This is a genomic window from Lancefieldella parvula (genome assembly GCF_963530955.1).
In the GTDB taxonomy this organism is placed as follows: domain Bacteria; phylum Actinomycetota; class Coriobacteriia; order Coriobacteriales; family Atopobiaceae; genus Lancefieldella; species Lancefieldella parvula_A.
Map to the genome: position 1 here is coordinate 1 of NZ_CAUSFQ010000115.1, position 3,506 is coordinate 3,506.

The following is a 3,506-nucleotide window of genomic DNA, read 5'->3' on the forward strand; positions in this document are numbered from 1 at the left end:
TTGTAGAAGCAGGCATCACCCCAGGTACCGTACGCTTTAGCTGCGGTATTGAGGGAACCGAGGACCTTATCAACGACGTCGAGCAGGCACTTGCTGCGCTGTAGGTAGACGTTCTATAACCGCTTATGTTTATGGCGAGAAGATCTTGGAATCAGAAGATCTTCTCGCCATGTTTTTGTGAGGAGTGCGTTGTTGTACGTAGCTGTGAGCACTTGGGCTATTGAGCTCGAGAGATGGATTCTGGGTCCAGGTGATCTTCTGGGCTGGAGAGCTCGGGAGCGGAAAGCTCTGCCTCGGTGAGCCGGGAGTCTTCTTCTTGAGTGCCATCGGATACAGCATCAGCGCCATGAACACCGTCTGAATTCACACCTTTGAAGTGCTTGCGATAGATGTGGACGAGGCAGCCAACAGAGAGCAGTGCTGAGAGTATATTGGACACAACTGACACGTACCAAAGTGCGTCCAGACCAAATGGCTTCAGTATCAGCAGTGAGCTGATAGGGAAGATAAGTGCCATAAAGATGCTCAAGAGATTGGAAATCTTTGTCTGCTTCAGGGCAATGGCAAGGCTCTCGGTGCACATGGTAATCCAGCTAAAAATGAAGATAAAAGCGTGAATGCGCATAGCTGGGATGGCCATGTTAAGCAGGTCTTGTGTTCCTTCAGGCAGGTAGAGCTTAACCAAGAACTCTGAGAAGAAGAACGAGACACAGAAGGCAAAGATGCCAATAATACTGCCTGTGGAGAAGATGTACTTCTCGATAGCAAGTACTCGATCTTTTTTCTTTGCGCCCCAGTTGTAGCCAATGGCTGGCTGCATGGCGTCGGCCTGTCCATAAATGAGCGGCTGGATGAGGCCACCAGAATAGAGAAGCACGCCATAAGAAGCAATGGCAATATCTCCGCCGAGGCTCAGCAGGGCAGCGTTCATCAACAGCGAATAAATCCTGCTTGAGATGTTCTGCATAAAGATAGGGAAGCCGTTTACAAAGATTTCTTTGATATGCGTCCAATTAAAGTGTGGCTTTACAAACTTAAGGATTTGCTTGTTACCAATAAAGGGCCATACACCGTAAATGGACGAGAAGGTAATAGAGATGCAGTAGCCCAGCGCCGCATACTCAACGGATAATCCCAAAACTCCCAGGAAGTAGTATTCAAGCACGGTTCCCAGAATGGCGGAAATAAAGGCAATGCTGGTAGAGCGCCTAATTTTGCCACAGATCTTAAGGAAGTTATCAACAGCATATGAGATGCACATCACCGGCAAGAACAGTGTCCATACGCGCAGGTAGATAGTTCCTTGTTCGGCAATCTTTCCTTGAGCACCCATCAGTGCTAAAACGTTTGGTGCACAAAAGAAGATGAAAATGCCGCTGATAACACCAGTGGTAACGAGCATGATAAAAGCAATGGTAAAAATATTGTTTGATGTCTGGTGGTTCTTCTTGCCGTGCTCAACGGCAATAACCGCAGAAGCGCCAACGCCAATAAGGTCGGCAACTGCAAAGCAGAGAATAACTAGTGGAATGGCAATGGTAACCGCGCCAAAGGACTCCTGACCCAGATATCGTCCAACAAGGATTCCATCTGCAGTGTCGTAGAGCATCGACGCAAGCATGGCAATAGCACCCGGGAGGGCTGCTCGTATAAATAATTTAAATGGTGGTGTTTCCGCAAAAAGCTTATTCGATTCCATACTTCTCCTCGATTAGTGGTGGAACATGTCAGACAGACTCGTGGTGTGGACATGTGACACGCTCACGAGAAGATTAAAAAAGCATCGAACAAGCCTCCTTACATACTTGCAGGTACACGGACAGTTGCAAATACTAACACAGCAAAGTAGCTAATGCTATAATTTATTTGAACATTTTGGACAAGTGGGAGGTTTTTTGTGTCTGTGGAACAGAAAAAAGATATCGGCGCTGAGATTGCCAAGCTGGCTAAAAATTCAAAGGTAGAAGAGCTCTCTAAAAAGGTCACTGAGGTATCCTCTGAGCTGGCAGAAAACGTTTCTGAAGTAGCAGAACGTGCCGAGAAAATCCTTGTGGTTGGTGAAGATGAGCCATTGGAGCGTCCTGCGTCTGATCGAGTTAAGGCTACTGTTCCTAGAACCCCTGCTCAACATATCTTACGTATCGTTTCAATTGTATTGATTATCTTGGGCGCGGCAGATGTTCTGACCACGTCGGCATCTCTTTTTGCAACTGTTATGGGCTTACAGCCCGCTGTTCCTTTGGAACAGCTTGAGTTTAGCGGTGTGTATTTTACGTTCAGCAGTAACGTGCTTCTAGGCTATGTGTTTGTATTGCTTATTGGTGCGCTGCAGGTTGTAACCTCGGTACTTGGATTACGAGCAGCTAAAGACTCATCAAAAGTTGAACCATATAGATTTCTTTGCTATCTGATTGGCTTGATTATTCTGGTAGGAATTTTATGGGCCTGGGGTAGAGGAGGGTTGATTATTCTTGATCCCTTTGTTCAACTTAATACTATAGTTTACGTGGTAATTTGTTCCAATCTTGCGGATAAAGTAAAGAAGGAACATGACCAGGGTATTGTGGGAACTACATATTGGCGCTCTCGTCATCAGCGAGTTCTTCACTTTTTTGCACTGGTTTCTATCACGCTGAGTGGAATTGCACTTTTTCTAGTTCTGATTCTGCTTGGACTGCATGACCTTTCTAGAGTTGTAAATCAACCGTTCTTGGCAACTGTTAATCAATTTCTTGAGCAACAGGGTATTCTTACCATTTTCTTGGTGACAGTTGGTGCAGTATTTTCTCTTGTTGCAGGTCTTCTTGCCCTTAAGGGTTCAAACAATGCTCGCTTTATTAGGCCTTATATTCTTGCGGTGACCCTCATTGTTGTATTTGACGTAGTAAGAATTATCTTTACAGCATTAACGCAGGGCATCCCTGCCATAAATAGTCAGGATGTCTTTGAGTTGGTGTATAACGCCACGGGATGGTATTTGGCTATTCGTATTGAAGCGGGATTGCCAAATAGCTATGGTCTACGCTTGTGGAAGAAGATTTGTTCCAATGCGTAGCATGTAAAAAGCAATTGCTTGCAAAAAGCCTCTGTATCTGAACTGCCTCCCATTTCTTGGACACGAGAAATAGGAAGCAGTTCAAAACACACCTAAGTCGGATAATCTGTTAAAAAGACGTATACATGACGCTGAAAATACTTCAAACGTGCAGATTATCGTCATTAGGTGTGTAATATGCCCACATTTGAGCAGAATATCCGACTTAGGTGTGTTCCGTAGATACAGAATTTATCGATAATTAAATTTCTTATATAAGTCTATTCATTTTCTAGCATATTAGATGAAGTTTATGCATAGAGATGCATATCAGGTAGTGCGACCGCCTAGCTGCCTGGCTATCTTGATTAGAAACATGTTGATTCTTCGGCAGAACATAAGAAAGCTGAGCTATTTTGTACGCTGGGCTAAAAGCCAACGTTAACGCGCTGCAGAATCATAATCACCCGCA

Annotated in this window: 3 protein-coding genes; 2 read left to right on the forward strand and 1 reads right to left on the reverse strand. The window is 44.8% G+C overall.

Features of this window, described 5'->3' with window-relative positions:
- The first annotated feature begins 14 nt into the window (after window positions 1-14).
- Window positions 15-104 carry a hypothetical protein gene (locus RWJ43_RS06415; RefSeq protein WP_396427226.1) on the forward strand — a complete coding sequence of 30 codons (90 nt, stop codon included), beginning with the start codon at window positions 15-17 and terminating at the stop codon, window positions 102-104.
- A 113-nt stretch (window positions 105-217) separates the two neighbouring features.
- Here RWJ43_RS06415 and RWJ43_RS06420 read toward each other — a convergent pair whose 3' ends face one another.
- Window positions 218-1,699, reverse strand: coding sequence for an MATE family efflux transporter (locus tag RWJ43_RS06420; protein ID WP_314009072.1), 1,482 nt, complete (start codon window positions 1,697-1,699; stop codon window positions 218-220).
- Window positions 1,700-1,903: 204 nt separating this feature from the next.
- Between RWJ43_RS06420 and RWJ43_RS06425 the strand changes: the two genes are divergently transcribed.
- Window positions 1,904-3,055 carry a hypothetical protein gene (locus RWJ43_RS06425; RefSeq protein ID WP_314009074.1) on the forward strand — a complete coding sequence of 384 codons (1,152 nt, stop codon included), beginning with the start codon at window positions 1,904-1,906 and terminating at the stop codon, window positions 3,053-3,055.
- Window positions 3,056-3,506 lie beyond the last annotated feature (451 nt).

Bases quoted from the DNA above. Each gene is read 5' to 3' on its own strand.
- RWJ43_RS06420 (WP_314009072.1), bottom strand. From the start codon at position 1,699: ATGGAATCGAATAAGCTTTTTGCGGAAACACCACCATTTAAATTATTT.